The sequence below is a fragment of the Microbacterium sp. NPDC088619 genome (genome assembly GCF_044752825.1).
Classification (GTDB): Bacteria; Actinomycetota; Actinomycetes; order Actinomycetales; family Microbacteriaceae; genus Microbacterium.
Genome location: NZ_JBIVLZ010000001.1, coordinates 2,928,490 through 2,942,728, shown reverse-complemented (window position 1 = coordinate 2,942,728; position 14,239 = coordinate 2,928,490). Strand labels below are relative to the sequence as shown.

The window sequence follows — 14,239 nt, the reverse complement described above, 5'->3', positions numbered from 1 at the left end:
GCTCTATTCTCAGCGAGGCCGGTGAGTGCTTCCGTCGCGATCTTCGCATCCTTCTTCGCCTGCTGTTCCGCCTGGAGCCGATGCTCCATACCCGCGGCATCATTGTCGAACAGCCCGCCTTCACTCACCATGTCGAGGATCAGCTGCGCCGCCGCGAGGTCCTGTTTCAGCGGCTCGGCCCGCGCCGCGATCTCGGCGACAGCGTCGCCGTATTGGGTGACGGCTCGGCGGGCCGCATCCATCGCCTCAGCGGAATCCTCGAGGTCTCGCCGCAGACCAGCCACCCGCCCGCGGAAGGCGTCGGCACTCTCGCCTGTCCACGACGCATCGAGATCGCGCAGGATCGTGGTCACTGCACCGCGCGCGTCGGACAGATCGGAGGCCCGCAGTTCGGCCCATCGAGCGGCGAGCCCGCATGATCCGACATCGCCCGCGCCCGGATCAGACCACGTCCAGTTGGACGGCATCAGTCGTCCAGCGCGGCGACGTAGGCGGCGAGCGCATCGATGTGAGCCTGCTCGGCAGCGACGAAGTCGGAGGCGGTCTCGTCGACGGCGCCGGCGAGACCACGCGCGGCCCATTCGAGCGCGGTGACGGCGTCGCCCCAGCCGCGCGAGAACATCGATGCCGCCGACGTCACGAGATCGCTCCTCATCGGCGAGAGTTCCACGGCACTCGCCGATCCGCCGACAGCAAGGCCCTTCAGCGTTCTGGCCGTGCCCTGCATACCTTCATAGTCCACATGGATTGGTTGGCGCACGTTCCCCCCAAAGATCACCTGCCCTCACACTAGTGTCCTCATATGAGGCGAATACCGCTTCCCACGTGTTGTATTCCGATAAGCAAAACGAGGTTGCAGACCCTTCCCGGCACGCGAATGGCCGCCTGCCCATCGGACAGGCGGCCATCCACTCGATTTGGATGCGAACTACTCCCGTTTGCGCGTCACAGCGCGCTGCAGCAGCACGAACACGAGCAGGATGCCGCCGGTGATGATCGTGGTCATCTCGGGAGGGATGCCGCCGTCGCGGGTGATCAGCACGTTCATGAGACCGAGCACCAGCGCGCCGATGACCGACCCGAGCACGTAGCCGTACGCACCGGTCAGCACAGTGCCGCCGATCACCGCCGCGGCGATCGCGTCGAGCTCCCATCCGATGCCGGTGATGTTCTGCGCGGTGCCGAGTCGTGCGGTGTACAGCACGGCGGCGAGACCGGCCAGGCCACCGCTGATGACGTAGACGAGAACCTTGGTGCGCTGCACGGGAAGCCCCATCAGCAGCGCGGAGCTCTCGGATCCGCCGATCGCATAGACCGTCCGCCCCGTACGTGTGCGGTGCAGCACGAAGAACGCGGCAGCCACGACGATCACCGCGACGAGCACGGCGGGGGTGATCACGAGGTCGTTGACCTTGGGTCCGTCGATGATCTTCAGCTGTGTGCCGATCCATCGGATCGGCGATTCCTCGCCGAGTCGCTCGGGCTTGGTGCTGAGCAGCGAGGCCAGGCCGCGGCCCAGGAACATCATCGCCAACGTCGCGATGAACGGCTGCACGTCGAAGTACCTGATCAGCACGCCCGAGACGATGCCGAAGAGCACGCCGATGCCGATCATCGCGACGATCACGGCGAACGCATTCCATCCTTCGTTCGAGAGCATCACGCCGGCGACCGAGGAGACGGCGATGATCGACCCCACCGAGAGGTCGATGCCGCCCGTGAGGATCACGAAGGTCAGTGCGACGGCGAGCACGATGAGGTGCGCGTTGTTGATCAGCAGGTTCGACAGCGTGTTGAACTGCAGGATGCGGCCGTAGGCCACCTCGCCGAAGATCACCATGCCGACGAAGATGACGACCGAGGCGATCGTCGGCAGCACCGACGGATTCGCCGTGATCATGCGTCGCACGCGGTCGACGACGGTCTCGGTCGCCTGCGGAGCGGGGGTGGCGGTCACGACGCTCATGCGGACACCTCTTCCTTGGCGATGATCTGTTCGACCGGTCGAGCCTTGCGACGTGAACGGAACCAGCTGCGCACCCGCTGCGACTGCAGCAGGCACAGCACGACGATCACGATGGCCTTGAACGCCGGGGTCGCCGACGACGAGACCCCGAGGTACAGCACCGTCTTGTCGAGCGTGGCGATGAGCAGCGCTCCGACGAACGCGCCGCTGAGCGAGAACTTGCCGCCGGCGAGCGATGCACCGCCGATGACGACGGCGAGGATCGCGTCGAGTTCGAGCTGATACCCGGTGCGCGAGATGTCGACGGTCATGACGCTGCCGACCGACATGATGCCCGCGACGCCCGCGAGGATGCCGCTCATGATGTACGCCGTGAGCAGCAGACCCTTCGGCTTGATGCCCGCCATGCGGCTGGCCCGGGGGTTGATGCCGATCGCCTCGATCATGAGCCCGAGCGCACTGCGCCTGACGACCCAGCCGACGGCGATCACGATGAGCACGGCGAGAATGAACACCACCGGGATGCCGATCACGAAGCCGTTCGCGATCCAGCGGAACGCATCGTTCGACGCCGTGGTGTTCTGCCCTCCCGTGATCACCTTGGCGATGCCGCGACCCGCGAGCATCAGCACGAGGGTGGCGATGAACGGCTGCAGCCCGACATAGGCGACGAGCAGACCGTTGACCGCCCCGAGGATGCCGGTGATGACCAGCGCGAGTCCGACCGCGGCGAGCGCTGCGCCGAAGGAATCTCCTGCGGCGCTGAGGAACTCCATCGAGACGGCCCCGGCGACCGCCATGAGCGAACCGACCGACAGGTCGATGCCACCGGTGGCGATCACGAGCGACATCCCGATGGCGATCATCATGATCGGCGCCGCCTGGCGGAGGATGTCGATGAGGTTGCCGACGAGGTTGCCGTTGTTGGGGTTGATCGAGAGCGCGAGGTAGGTCGGGTCCTTGATCACGTTCAGGGCGAGCAGCGCGAAGATCGCGACGATTCCCCAGAAGAACGGCTTGTGGATCAGATCCCGCCAGATGGTGGTGCCGGCTGACGCGGTCATCGCGCTGCCTCCTTGTCGGTCGTGGGGGCGATGCTATCGGGCACGGCGCCGTCGGTGTCGTCGAGCGTCTCGGCGGCGGCCTCCACTCCGTGAGCGGCGATCACATCGACGATCACCTGCGCGGTGACATCGGGGCCGTTCTGGATCTCGCCGATCTTGCGGTGGTCCTTGAGCACGACGATCCGCTCGGAGAGACGGACGACCTCCTCGAGCTCGGAGGAGATGAACACCACGGCGACGCCGTCTTCGGCGAGCTCGGCCACCGCCTCCTGGATCTCGGCCTTCGCACCCACGTCGATGCCGCGTGTCGGCTCATCGAGGATCAGCAACTCGGGCTGTGTGGCGAGCCAGCGCCCGAGCAGCACCTTCTGCTGGTTGCCGCCCGAGAGGTTCTTGATCATCCGGTCGGGGTCGGCCGGTCGGACGTTGAACTGCGCGATGTAGCGGTCGACGATCGCATCCTGCTCCTTGCGGCTCATGGGACGCGCCCATCCGCGCTCCGCCTGCACGGCGAGGATGATGTTCTCGCGCACGGTCAGGTCTCCGATGATCCCCTCGTCGCGGCGGTTCTCGGTCGAGAAGGCGATCCGGCGAGGCAGCGCATCGGCGGGTGACCTGAGGTCGACCCGGCGTCCGTGCAGCTCGATCGTGCCTTCGTCGGTGCGGTCGGCACCATAGAGCAGTCGGGCGAGCTCGGTGCGCCCGGAGCCGAGCAGCCCGGCGAAGCCGATCACCTCGCCGGGGCGGATGTCGAGGTCGGTCGACTCGACCGCTCCGCGGCGTGCGATGCCGGATGCCGCGAGCAGCGGCTTCTCATCGGCCTCGCGCGGCGCGCGGCGGCGGTTGCCTCCGAGCGACGTGAGCGCATCGAGGTCCTTGCCGATCATCTTCGAGATGAGAGCGTGGCGGTCGAGGTCTCGGGTGAGGTACTCACCCTCGTACAGTCCGTTGCGCAGCACCGTCAGGCGGTCGCTGATCGCGTAGACCTGATCGAGGAAGTGCGAGACGAAGAGGATCGCGACCCCCTGGTCGCGCAGCGCGCGGATCACGGTGAAGAGGCCCTCGACCTCGGCGGCGTCGAGGCTGGAGGTCGGCTCGTCGAGGATGAGCACCTTGGCCTTGATCGCCATCGCGCGACTGATGGCGACGAGCTGCTGCAGCGCGATCGAGAGGGTCGAGAGCGGCCGGCGGGTGTCGAGGTGCCCCAGGCCGAGTCGGGAGAGGGCGTCGGTGGCGGCGCGGTGGGTGGCCGTCCAGTTGATGCCGAACACACCTCGCGTCTCATGACCGAGCATCACGTTCTCGCCGATCGAGAGGTTGGGGGCGAGGTTGACCTCCTGGTACACCGTCGAGATCCCGGCATCCTGCGCGTCGCCGGCGCCGCCGAAGCTGCGTTCCTGCCCGGCGACGACGATCGAGCCGGAGTCGATCCGGTAGACGCCCGTCAGGGCTTTGATCAGGGTCGACTTCCCTGCGCCGTTCTCACCCATGAGCGCGTGGACCTCGCCCTGGAACAGTCGGAAATCGACCTTGTCGAGGGCTTTCACGCCCGGGAACTCGATTGAGATCCCGCGCATCTCGACGATGGGCAGTGCTTCGTTCATCGCTGTCTCTCCGTCTGCAGAGCCCGGGTGGCGCAGTGCTCCTGCCCCACCCGGGCTCGCTGCCGGATCACTCCGGCGTCGGGTTCGGTGCTCGGTCAGTACTTGCGGTCGGCGAGCACGGCCTGGGCCGCCTCTGCCGAGTCGAACGCCTCACTGGGGACGACGATGTACGACTCGACGTCCTCGCCGGCGAGTGTCTTCTCGACGACCTCCATCGCGGTCTCCCCGAACAGCGGGTTGTACTCGTGCACGTAGCTGAGCTGACCGTCGGCGAGCGCCTGCATGGCATTCTTCGTGCCGTCGATCGTGGCGATCTTGACGTCTTCACCGACGACGAGTCCGGCCTCTTCCGCAGCCTGCGCGGCGCCGAGTCCCATCTCGTCGTTCTGGGCGAACACGAGCTGGATGTCGTTGTTCGAGGACTTCAGCATCGTCTCGAACACGCTCTTGCCCTCTTCCGCCGACCAGTTCGCGGTCTGCGCGTCGAGCTTCGTGAGCGACGAGTCGCCGAGGCCCTCGTCGAAGCCCGTGTTGCGCTCGTTCACGACGCCGACTCCGGCCGGCCCCTCGAGCACGACGTAGTTGCCGCCGTCGGGGAACGTGGCCGCAGCCCACGTGCCGACCTCCTTGGCGACCTCGACGTTGTCGGGCGCGATGCGGGTGACGTACAGGCTGTCGTCGTCGGGCTCGATGCCGCGGTCGAGCAGGATCACGGGGATCTCCGCCTCCTGCGCACGCTTGAGCGAGTCCTCCCAGCCCGAGGCCTCGGTCGCCGACAGCAGGATCACGTCGACGCCCTCATCGACGAACGACGTGAACGCGTCGATCTGCGACTTCTGGTCGAGGTTGGTGGCGGGGGCGTACTTGAGCTCGTATCCGGCTTCCTCCGTGAAGGTGTCCTGGATGTTCTGCTCGTTCGCCTCGCGCCAGGCGCCTTCAGGGCCGACGGCCACGAAGCCGACGGTGGTGACGTCATCGGACCCGCCGCTCCCCTCGCCCGAGTCACCGGACGAGCAGGCCGCCAGGCCGATGGTGAGTGCGCCGACTGCTGCCAGGCCGAACGCGACGCGGATGCGCTTCTTCGCGGACATTTCTTCTCCTCTTTGAGATGCCGGTGGTCACTCCGGCAGTGGCGGACCAGTCATGGTCCTGTCGTGATTGCAGGACAGCTGCTTCGCATGTCCTGCGGTGATGTTACCGGGAACAATTTGCGGAACACAAGACTTCGTTACCAAATCGCGCAGTTCAGAGTCGGGCGATGTTGTTACCGATCACAGTTCGGCGCTGTGACTCAGTTCGGCGGCGATCATCTCGACCACCGTGTCGACGGTCACGCCCGGACCGTTGCTGAGCTCGCCGATCTTCTCGCGGTCCTTCAGCACGATGATGCGATCGCTCAGCCGCACGACCTCTTCGAGCTCCGACGAGATGAACACGACTGCCACTCCGTCTCCGGCGAGCTGACTGATGCGGCGCTGCACGTCGACCTTCGCCGCGATGTCGATCCCGCGGGTGGGCTCGTCGAGGATCAGCACGTGCGGGCGCACGGCCAGCGCACGAGCGAGAAGCACCTTCTGCTGCGTTCCCCCCGACAGGAGGCCGACCGGACGGTCGAGATCCGCAGGGTCGAGATGCAGGGCCTCGACGTAGGTCTCCACGAGCCCTCTCGATTCTGCGTGCGACAGAGGACGAGTCCATCCGCGCAGCGCCTGCAGCGAGAGGATGATGTTCTCGCGAGCCGAGAGTTCGCCGATGATGCCCTGGGTGCCGCGATTCTCGGCCGACAGCGCGATGCGATGCCGCAGCGCCGCCGACGGACTCCGCAGCTGCACCCGTTCGCCGTCGACCCAGAGCTCCCCGCTGTCGGTGCGGACCGAACCGCTGAGCAGCGAGGCGAGCTCGGTGCGGCCCGACCCCCGGAGCCCCGCCAGCCCCACGATCTCACCCCTCTGGATCTCGACGTCCATCCGCTCCAGCTCGCCGCGTCGACCGACGCCGGACGCCTGCATCGCCGGTTCCCCGTCGTATGCATAGTGATGGGCCTTGCGCTCCGAGCCGAGTGCTCTCAGGCTGTCGATGTCCTTGCCGAGCATCTGGGAGATCAGGTCTGCACGATCGAGGTCGCGGGTCGCGTACTCCCCCACGCGTCGACCGCTGCGCAGCACGGTCATGCGGTCGCTGATCGCGAACGCCTGTTCGAGGAAGTGCGAGATGAACAGGATCGCGACCCCCCGCTGCCGCAGACCCCGGATGACCCGCATCAGGGTGGCGACCTCTGCGACGTCGAGGCTCGACGTGGGTTCGTCGAGGATCAGCACCCTCGGGTCGTCGACGACCGCCCGAGCGAGCGCGACCAGCTGCTTCTGCGCCGGCGTCAGCAGCGCCAGCGGGGTCTTCGGGTCGAGATCGTCGAGCCCGAGCCTCGCCAGTGCCTCGGCGGCATCCGCTCTGGTCCTGCGCCAGTCGATGCCGAACCGGCCGCGACGCTCTCGCCCGAGCATCACGTTCTCGGCCACGCTGAGGTTGGGACTCAGCTGCGCCTCCTGGAACACCGTCGCGATGCCGGCCGCTCTGCTGTCGGCCACTCCGGAGAAGCGCCGCGGCTCGCCGTCGACGACCACCACGCCCACATCGGGCGAGAGCGTGCCGGTGATCACCGCGACGAGTGTCGACTTGCCCGCGGCGTTCTCCCCCATCACGGCGTGCACCTCGCCGGGGAACAAGCGGAAGTCGACGCCGTCGAGCGCGCGCACACCGGGGAACTCGACCGTGATGCCCTCGAGCCGCACCACCGGCTCGGGACCACGGTCGGGTGTCATCGCACCTCCCTGGGTGCGGCGGACGATGCGCGGGCGACGAGCTCGGTCGGGATCCGGGTGAGCGTGGGGATGTCGCGACCCTCGATGGCCGCGCGCAGCATCTCGACCACCGCGACCCCCAGCGCTCCGAAGTCCTGACGGACCGTCGTGAGCGGAGGAATGAAGTGGCGCGCGAGCGGGATGTCGTCGAACCCGACCACGCTGAGGTCTCTGGGCACCTCGAAGCCCCTGTCGTGCAGCCCGTGGATCAGCCCCATCGCCATGTCGTCGTTGGCGGCGAAGATCGCCGTGTAGTCCGGCAGCCGCGTGAGACCCTTCGCGAAGTCGTAGGCGAAGTCGGCCGACCAGTCTCCGACGACGATGGGCCGCTCACGGATGCCCCACGACTTGGCCCTCGTGTGGAAGGCGCGCTCCCTGGCTCGCGCGTCGAGCCAGTCCAGCGGACCGGAGAGATGCAGGATGTCGCGATGCCCGAGAGCGACGAGGTGGTCGACCACCGACGTCGTGCCGGCGTGCTGGTCGATCGACACCGTCAGGAACGTCGGATCAGCGTCGGCCTTGACGACGAGCATGGGAACCGTGATGGCGATGCGTCGCAGAGCCGCGACGGACGACGAACGGGGCGCGATCACGCAGAGCGCGTCGACCCCCTGCGTCACGAGGTGGTCGACCGCCTCCTGCGGAGACAGCGGGTCGCCTTCGTGCAGAGCGATCGGTGTGACCGAGTACCCGGTCGCACGCGCGGAGAGCTCTACGGCCCGCAGGATGCTGGTCGGACCGTGCGCCACGGCACTCTCGACGATCACGCCGATGCGCCGGGTGCGCTGGGTCGCGAGGGCCCTGGCGACGAGATTCGGGCGGTAGTCGAGCTCTTCGATCGCCTCGAGGACGCGGCGCTTCGTGTCGGGCTTGATGTTCGGGTGATCGTTGAGAACACGCGACACCGTCATGTGCGAGACGCCAGCGATGGTCGCGACCTGACGGATGTTGGGCTTGTCTGAGCCGACGTTCGCCATGCACACCTCCGTCGGCCGAGCCTCGGAGAATGTTACCGAGAACAACCGGGGTGGTGCAATGGATCCTCTCTAGAGCCCGAGGCGCTCGAGGTACGGGTTGACCAGCCGGCGCTCGGGGTCGAACCGGGCGGCGAGCGCGGCGAAGTCGTCCCACCGCGAGTAGCGCGAACGCACCTCGGCGGCGTCGAGGGTGAACACCTTGCCCCAGTGCGGGCGGGCTGTCTCGGGCAGCGCAGCCTCGAGCGTGGGCAGGAACTCTCGCACCGCCGCCTCGTCGGGCTTCCAGGTGAAGTGGATGCCGACGGCATCCGTGCCTTGCGATGAGCTGAGCCAGAGGTAGTCGGGGGCGACCGTGCGGATCTCGTTCACGAGCAGCAGCGGCGCGATCTGGCCCGCGAGTGTACGGACGGCCTGGATCGCGGCGACCGCATCGGCCCGTGGCACGAGGTATTCGCTCTGGATCTCGGCGCCGGCCGAGGGCGTGAACTCGAGCTTGAAGTGCGCGAGCCGCTCGAACCAGGGCCCGGGCACGCCGAGCTGCTCGGTGCAGGCGACAGGATCGACGCCGATGATCGGATGCCGCTTCGTCGTCGCCGGCTCCGCACCCAGCCGGGCGAACAGGTCGGCGCGAGTGTTCTCCCGCGCCTCCGGCTGGCGCTGCTTGACCCAGATCTGGTCGGCGAAGTCGGTGTGCTCCCAACGCGAGAAGATGCTGACGCTCGTGCCGATGCTCGTGACCTCGTCGAAGTCGGCGAGGATCGCATCCCACGAGGGGCGCTCGAACACGTGCTGGGCGACGTCGTAGGCGGGCTCGACGTCGAGCGTGACGTCGACCACCGCTCCCAGAGCGCCGAGGCTGACGACCGCGCCGTCGAAGTCGTCGTCGCCGCGGGAGAGCGTGCGTGTCTCGCCTGCCGGGGTGATGATGGTCAGAGCGCGCACGGCGGAGGCCAGCGACCCCGTGGCGTCGCCGGAGCCGTGCGTGCCCGTCGCGACCGCGCCGGCGATCGAGATGTGAGGCAGCGAGGCGAGGTTCGCGAGCGCGAGGCCCTCCGCGTCGAGCAGCGGAGCGAGGTCACCGTAGCGCAGCCCTCCCGAGACACGCACCGCGTCGCGCGCCTCGGCGACCTCGAAGACGACGGGCAGCCGGTCGAGGGCGATGAGCACCCCGTCGGTGTCGGCGATGTCGTTGAAGCAGTGCCGCGATCCGAGGATCCGCACGGCGCCGCCCCGGGCGAGCAGCTCGCGCAGCTCGCCGATCGAGGCGGGGTGCTCGACGGCGGATGCGCGGTAGGTGAGGTTGCCGGCCCAGTTGCGTTCGATGGTCATCGGGCCATAGTAGCCAGCGGGTGCGGACATGCGCCGACGCCGCGACGCGCCCGAGCGGAGCCATGGATAGGCTGACCGGATGACAGCGATGCCGCCGCCGCGCGCGACGATGAAGGACGTCGCCGCGCTCGCGGGCGTCTCGCCCAAGACCGTCTCGAACGTCGTCACCGGCACCGTCGCCGTGCGCGAGGAGACCAGGCTCAGGGTCGAGGCGGCGATGACGCAGCTCGACTTCGTGCCGAACCTGAACGCCCGGGGGCTCCGCAAAGGCCGCTCGAACATCATCGCGGTGGCCCTGCCCGATCTCGCCACCGCGTTCTCGGCCGAGCTCATGCACCGCATCGTCGACGCCGCGCATGAACGCGGCCTGGCCGTGCAGATCGAGGAGACCGCGACCGACCCCGAGCGAGAGAGGGAGCTCGTGTCCCGCGCTCGGGCGCACCTGGTCGACGGTCTGATCCTGAACCCGATCCGTCTGGAAGACAGCGTGCTGAAGTACGCCGACCGGCTGCCCCCTCTCGTCGTGCTCGGCGAGGTCGAGCAGAACAGGGCCGACCATGTGCGCATCGACAGCCGGCGAGCCGCAGCCGATGTGACCCGGCACGTGCTGTCTCGCGGGGCGACGCGCATCGCCGTGATCGGCGCCGACGACGACCCGTCGGACGCGACGGCGACGGGCCGCCTGCGCCTCGAGGGCGTGCACGACGCGCTGCGAGAGGCGGGCATCCCCCGCGACACCGCCAGGGAGATCAATCCGATGCCGTGGTCGATGACCGGCGGGGCGGATGGCGTGCAGATCCTGTTCCGGCGGGGCGTCGCGTTCGACGCGATCATCGCCTTCACCGACTCTCTCGCGCTCGGCGCGCTGCACGCGCTGCACGACCACGGGGTGAGCGTGCCGGACGACGTGATCGTGACGGGCTTCGACGACGTGGAGTTCTCGCGCTACACGTCTCCGTCGCTCACGACGATCGCCTTCGACCGTCGCGCTTTCGCCGACGCGGCCCTCACGCTGCTCGAGTCGCGCATGGACGACCGCACCGCTCCCCCGCGAGCGCTCACCCTCTCGCATCATCTGCTCGAGCGCGACAGCACCCGCGGCCGACCGCGCGGCCACCGCCCCTGACTCTCCCTCTCGCCCACGGCAGCAGAGTCGCTCTTGCGCCGACGATTACATCGATGTAATGATGGGCCGACCCCGCCCGCTGTCACGAAGGAGTGACGATGACGCCCCCGCTCGATCTGTCTCGGCGGCAGTTCCTGACTGCCGCCTCCGTCACAGCCGCCGCGGCGCTGCTCGCGGGCTGCGCCCCCGGCACCGTCCCCGGTTCGAACGCCACGACCCTGCAGTTCTGGCACCTGCTCTCCGGTGGCGACGGCGTGACCATGTCGCAGCTGCTCGACACCGCGAACGCGGCGCAGAGCGACTACCGCATCCGCCCCACCGTGCTCGCCTGGGGCACTCCGTACTACACGAAGCTCGCCATGGCAGGCGCCGGCGGTCGTGCCCCCGACGTCGCGATCATGCACGCGACGCGCACGGTCGGCTGGGCGCCGGGCGGCCTGCTCGACACCTGGGACCTCGACCGGCTCGCCGATCTCGGCGTCGACGCGTCGACGTTCCCGAAGCCGATCTGGGAGAAGGGCTTCGTCGGCAAGGACATGTACAGCGTCGCGCTCGACGCGCATCCCTTCGTCGCGATGTTCAACACCGACATCTGCGACGCCGCCGGCGTGCTCGACAGCGACGGACGCCTGCAGGAGACGTCGTCTCCTGACGAGTTCCTCGACCAGCTGCGCGCCATCGGCGGCCAGGCCGAAGGGCACGCGCTCTCGTACGGCTACCTCGGCGACGGCGCCCAGATGTGGCGCCTCTTCTATACGTTCTATTCGCAGCACGGCAGTGCGATGGAGCTGCCGGCCGGCGGCAAGGCAGTGATCGACAAGGACGCCGCGGTCGAGTCGCTCACCCTCATGCGCACGCTGCTCGACGGGGAGATCGCGCTCGCGCAGGCCGATTACGGCAGCGCGGTGGCCGAGTTCGCCACCGGCAAGAGCGGGATGCTGTTCACCGGCGTCTGGGAGCTGCGCACCATGCAGGCGGCCGAGCTGCCGCTGGACGCGACGATGATCCCCACCCTGTTCGGCACGCCGGCGGTCTACGCCGACTCGCACTCGTTCGTGCTGCCGCACCAGACCAACGCCGATCCCGCCAAGCGCGACCTGACCTACCGGTTCGTCGCCGACATGCTCAAGGGCTCGTTCGGCTGGGCCGAGGCCGGGCACATCCCCGCATTCCTGCCGGTCACCGAGTCGCCCGAGTACGCCGACCTGATTCCCCAGGCCAACTACGCCGAGGCCGCGCAGCACGTCGTCTACGACCCCACCGCGTGGTTCACCGGCTCAGGATCGAGTTTCCAGGGCGAGTTCGGCGCCGCCGTGCAGGGAGTGCTGCTCTCGGGCGACGATCCAGCCGCGGCCATCGACCGGTTCGAGGCTCGCGTCAACACACTCCTCCGGCAGCCCAACCCGGCAGACCCCGAGGGGACGTTCGCATCATGACCACCGCAACGGACTCCACCCGCACCATCGTCACCGGCTCGAAGTCGGCCGTTCCCGCTCGACGCGCCGGCTCCCGCAACCGAGAGCAGCTCATCAGCTGGGCGTTCCTCGCTCCCTTCCTTCTCGCGTTCGTGCTGTTCCTCGCCTGGCCGATCGTGCATGGCATCATCCTCAGCTTCACCGACCAGTCCCTCACGGGAGCAGGCGGATCGTTCATCGGCTTCGCGAACTACGCCGAGGCACTCACCGATCCCAAGATGTGGCAGTCGATGGGCAACACGGTGTGGTTCACGCTGCTGTCGACCGTGCCGCTCGTCGTGATCGCGCTGCTCATGGCGGCACTCGTCGACCGCGGCCTCCCCGGCCAGTGGCTGTGGCGGCTGTCGTTCTTCATGCCCTATCTGCTCGCCTCGACCGTGATCTCGCAGATCTGGGTCTGGATCTTCAACCCGCAGATCGGCGCGGCGAACAACATCCTCGAGTTCTTCGGTCTAGAGCCGCTCGCCTGGCTGCAGAACCCCGACACCAACATGCTGTCGATCGTCATCGCCACCATCTGGTGGACGGTCGGATTCAACTTCCTGCTCTATCTCGCCGCGATGCAGAACATCCCACCGCAGCAGTACGAGGCCGCCTCGCTCGACGGCGCGGGCCCGTGGCGGCAGTTCTGGTCGATCACGCTCCCCCAGCTCGGCCCCGCGACCGTGCTGATCCTGATCCTGCAGATCCTGGCGTCTCTGAAGCTCTTCGATCAGGCATACCAGATGCTCGGCGGCGTCGCGAGCGACACCACCCGCTCGATCGTCCAGTACATCTACGAAGCAGGATTCGTCAGCTACCGATTCGGCTACTCGGCCGCGATCTCCTATGTGTTCTTCGCTCTCATCGTCATCATCGGCGTCGCGCAGGCTCTGATCATGCGCCGCCGGAAGGAGTCGCAGCTGTGATGTCCACCGCCACACTCACCGAGACCATCACCACGACCAAGCCGGCGCGCGCCCGCCGCTCGCACCTGCCGGGTCAGAAGCCGTTCGGAGCGCTGCGAATCAGCGCCCTCGTCGTCCTGATCATCCTCGCGATCGGCTGGCTGCTGCCGTTCCTCTGGGCGGTCGCGACGGCGTTCAAGACCGAGACGGATGCCGCCAGCGGCGACCCGTCATGGATCGGCGCCTCGGGCCCGACCGTCGAGGCCTTCACGGCGATCCTGTCGCAGGGGAACGTCTACACGTGGGCGTTCAACAGCCTCTGGACGTCGGTCGCGGTGACCCTGATCACCCTTACGATCTCCGCGCTGGCCGCCTACGCGTTCTCCCGGCTCGACTTCACCGGCCGCAAGTGGCTGTTCGTCGCGATCATCGCCTCGATCGTCGTGCCACCGCAGGTGCTCATCATCCCGCTGTTCTACGAGATGCTCGCGTTCAACATGATCGACACCTACTGGGGTCTGATCCTGCCTCAGGTGGTCACCCCCGCGATGGTGTTCATCCTGAAGCGCTTCTTCGACGCGATCCCGATCGAGCTCGAAGACGCGGCCCGCGTCGACGGCGCCAGCCGCCTGCGCATCTTCTGGTCGATCGTGCTGCCGCTCTCGCGGCCGATCCTGGCATCCGTCGCGATCTTCGTCTTCATCGGCGCCTGGAACAACTTCCTCTGGCCGTTCCTCGTCATCAACGACACCACCCTGATGACGCTGCCGGTCGGCCTGCAGACGGTGATCAGCGCCTACGGCGTGCAGTACGCCCAGGTCATGGCGCAGGCCGTGCTCGCGGCGCTTCCCCTGATCATCGTGTTCATCGTCTTCCAGAAGCAGATCGTCAAGGGCGTCGCGACCAGCGGCTTCGGCGGTCAGTAGTCCCCACCCGGCTCGAGAGCCAGAACC

The 14,239-nt window shown here is 67.8% G+C and carries 13 protein-coding genes; 5 read left to right on the top strand and 8 right to left on the bottom strand.

Annotation, left to right across the window (positions count from 1 at the left end):
- Nucleotides 1-80 precede the first annotated feature (80 nt).
- Nucleotides 81-419 carry a hypothetical protein gene (locus ACIP5T_RS14215; protein WP_400864410.1) on the top strand — a complete coding sequence of 113 codons (339 nt, stop codon included), beginning with the start codon at nt 81-83 and terminating at the stop codon, nt 417-419.
- A gap of 47 nt (nt 420-466) precedes the next feature.
- Here the strand turns inward: ACIP5T_RS14215 and ACIP5T_RS14210 are convergent, their stop codons facing one another.
- The 8 genes from ACIP5T_RS14210 to ACIP5T_RS14175 all read right to left on the bottom strand — a co-directional run bounded on the left by ACIP5T_RS14210 (nt 467) and on the right by ACIP5T_RS14175 (nt 9,798).
- Nucleotides 467-727, bottom strand: coding sequence for a hypothetical protein (locus tag ACIP5T_RS14210; protein ID WP_400864408.1), 261 nt, complete (start codon nt 725-727; stop codon nt 467-469).
- A gap of 201 nt (nt 728-928) precedes the next feature.
- Entirely contained in the window at nt 929-1,966 is a 1,038-nt protein-coding gene (locus ACIP5T_RS14205; protein ID WP_400864405.1) for an ABC transporter permease, read from the bottom strand.
- Nucleotides 1,963-3,030 (bottom strand): ABC transporter permease, encoded by a 1,068-nt coding sequence (locus ACIP5T_RS14200; protein WP_400864403.1) that lies wholly within the window; start codon nt 3,028-3,030, stop codon nt 1,963-1,965. Before ACIP5T_RS14200 ends, ACIP5T_RS14205 begins: the two co-directional genes overlap by 4 nt.
- Nucleotides 3,027-4,634, bottom strand: a complete 1,608-nt coding sequence (locus ACIP5T_RS14195; protein ID WP_400864401.1) for a sugar ABC transporter ATP-binding protein — start codon at nt 4,632-4,634, stop codon at nt 3,027-3,029. Before ACIP5T_RS14195 ends, ACIP5T_RS14200 begins: the two co-directional genes overlap by 4 nt.
- A gap of 95 nt (nt 4,635-4,729) precedes the next feature.
- Nucleotides 4,730-5,725: a substrate-binding domain-containing protein gene (locus ACIP5T_RS14190; protein ID WP_400864398.1), complete on the bottom strand. Its 996-nt coding sequence runs from the start codon at nt 5,723-5,725 to the stop codon at nt 4,730-4,732.
- Nucleotides 5,726-5,905: 180 nt separating this feature from the next.
- Nucleotides 5,906-7,453, bottom strand: a complete 1,548-nt coding sequence (locus tag ACIP5T_RS14185) for a sugar ABC transporter ATP-binding protein (protein WP_400864394.1) — start codon at nt 7,451-7,453, stop codon at nt 5,906-5,908.
- Nucleotides 7,450-8,469 carry a LacI family DNA-binding transcriptional regulator gene (locus ACIP5T_RS14180; protein WP_400864392.1) on the bottom strand — a complete coding sequence of 340 codons (1,020 nt, stop codon included), beginning with the start codon at nt 8,467-8,469 and terminating at the stop codon, nt 7,450-7,452. The genes ACIP5T_RS14185 and ACIP5T_RS14180 overlap by 4 nt, the downstream gene beginning before the upstream one ends.
- Nucleotides 8,470-8,538: 69 nt before the next feature.
- On the bottom strand, nt 8,539-9,798 hold the full coding sequence (locus ACIP5T_RS14175; protein ID WP_400864390.1) for a D-arabinono-1,4-lactone oxidase: 1,260 nt from the start codon (nt 9,796-9,798) through the stop codon (nt 8,539-8,541).
- Nucleotides 9,799-9,877: 79 nt separating this feature from the next.
- Here ACIP5T_RS14175 and ACIP5T_RS14170 point away from each other — a divergent pair, with 79 nt between their 5' ends.
- From ACIP5T_RS14170 to ACIP5T_RS14155, 4 genes are all read left to right on the top strand, one after another.
- Nucleotides 9,878-10,924, top strand: coding sequence for a LacI family DNA-binding transcriptional regulator (locus ACIP5T_RS14170; RefSeq protein ID WP_400864388.1), 1,047 nt, complete (start codon nt 9,878-9,880; stop codon nt 10,922-10,924).
- 98 nt (nt 10,925-11,022) lie between these two features.
- Nucleotides 11,023-12,360, top strand: a complete 1,338-nt coding sequence (locus ACIP5T_RS14165; RefSeq protein ID WP_400864387.1) for an extracellular solute-binding protein — start codon at nt 11,023-11,025, stop codon at nt 12,358-12,360.
- A complete protein-coding gene (locus ACIP5T_RS14160; RefSeq protein WP_400864384.1) occupies nt 12,357-13,307 on the top strand; it encodes a carbohydrate ABC transporter permease in 951 nt (316 codons plus the stop codon). Before ACIP5T_RS14165 ends, ACIP5T_RS14160 begins: the two co-directional genes overlap by 4 nt.
- Nucleotides 13,307-14,212, top strand: a complete 906-nt coding sequence (locus tag ACIP5T_RS14155) for a carbohydrate ABC transporter permease (RefSeq protein ID WP_400864382.1) — start codon at nt 13,307-13,309, stop codon at nt 14,210-14,212. Before ACIP5T_RS14160 ends, ACIP5T_RS14155 begins: the two co-directional genes overlap by 1 nt.
- The last annotated feature ends 27 nt before the right edge of the window (nt 14,213-14,239 follow it).

What these genes read in the sequence shown, in the direction of transcription:
- ACIP5T_RS14175 (WP_400864390.1), bottom strand. Translation starts at nt 9,798, where the DNA reads ATGACCATCGAACGCAACTGGGCCGGCAACCTCACCTACCGCGCATCC.
- ACIP5T_RS14210 (WP_400864408.1), bottom strand. Translation starts at nt 727, where the DNA reads ATGCAGGGCACGGCCAGAACGCTGAAGGGCCTTGCTGTCGGCGGATCG.
- ACIP5T_RS14205 (WP_400864405.1), bottom strand. Translation starts at nt 1,966, where the DNA reads ATGAGCGTCGTGACCGCCACCCCCGCTCCGCAGGCGACCGAGACCGTC.
- ACIP5T_RS14180 (WP_400864392.1), bottom strand. Translation starts at nt 8,469, where the DNA reads ATGGCGAACGTCGGCTCAGACAAGCCCAACATCCGTCAGGTCGCGACC.
- ACIP5T_RS14160 (WP_400864384.1), top strand. Translation starts at nt 12,357, where the DNA reads ATGACCACCGCAACGGACTCCACCCGCACCATCGTCACCGGCTCGAAG.
- ACIP5T_RS14165 (WP_400864387.1), top strand. Translation starts at nt 11,023, where the DNA reads ATGACGCCCCCGCTCGATCTGTCTCGGCGGCAGTTCCTGACTGCCGCC.
- ACIP5T_RS14200 (WP_400864403.1), bottom strand. Translation starts at nt 3,030, where the DNA reads ATGACCGCGTCAGCCGGCACCACCATCTGGCGGGATCTGATCCACAAG.
- ACIP5T_RS14170 (WP_400864388.1), top strand. Translation starts at nt 9,878, where the DNA reads ATGACAGCGATGCCGCCGCCGCGCGCGACGATGAAGGACGTCGCCGCG.
- ACIP5T_RS14155 (WP_400864382.1), top strand. Translation starts at nt 13,307, where the DNA reads ATGTCCACCGCCACACTCACCGAGACCATCACCACGACCAAGCCGGCG.
- ACIP5T_RS14185 (WP_400864394.1), bottom strand. Translation starts at nt 7,453, where the DNA reads ATGACACCCGACCGTGGTCCCGAGCCGGTGGTGCGGCTCGAGGGCATC.
- ACIP5T_RS14190 (WP_400864398.1), bottom strand. Translation starts at nt 5,725, where the DNA reads ATGTCCGCGAAGAAGCGCATCCGCGTCGCGTTCGGCCTGGCAGCAGTC.
- ACIP5T_RS14195 (WP_400864401.1), bottom strand. Translation starts at nt 4,634, where the DNA reads ATGAACGAAGCACTGCCCATCGTCGAGATGCGCGGGATCTCAATCGAG.
- ACIP5T_RS14215 (WP_400864410.1), top strand. Translation starts at nt 81, where the DNA reads ATGCTCCATACCCGCGGCATCATTGTCGAACAGCCCGCCTTCACTCAC.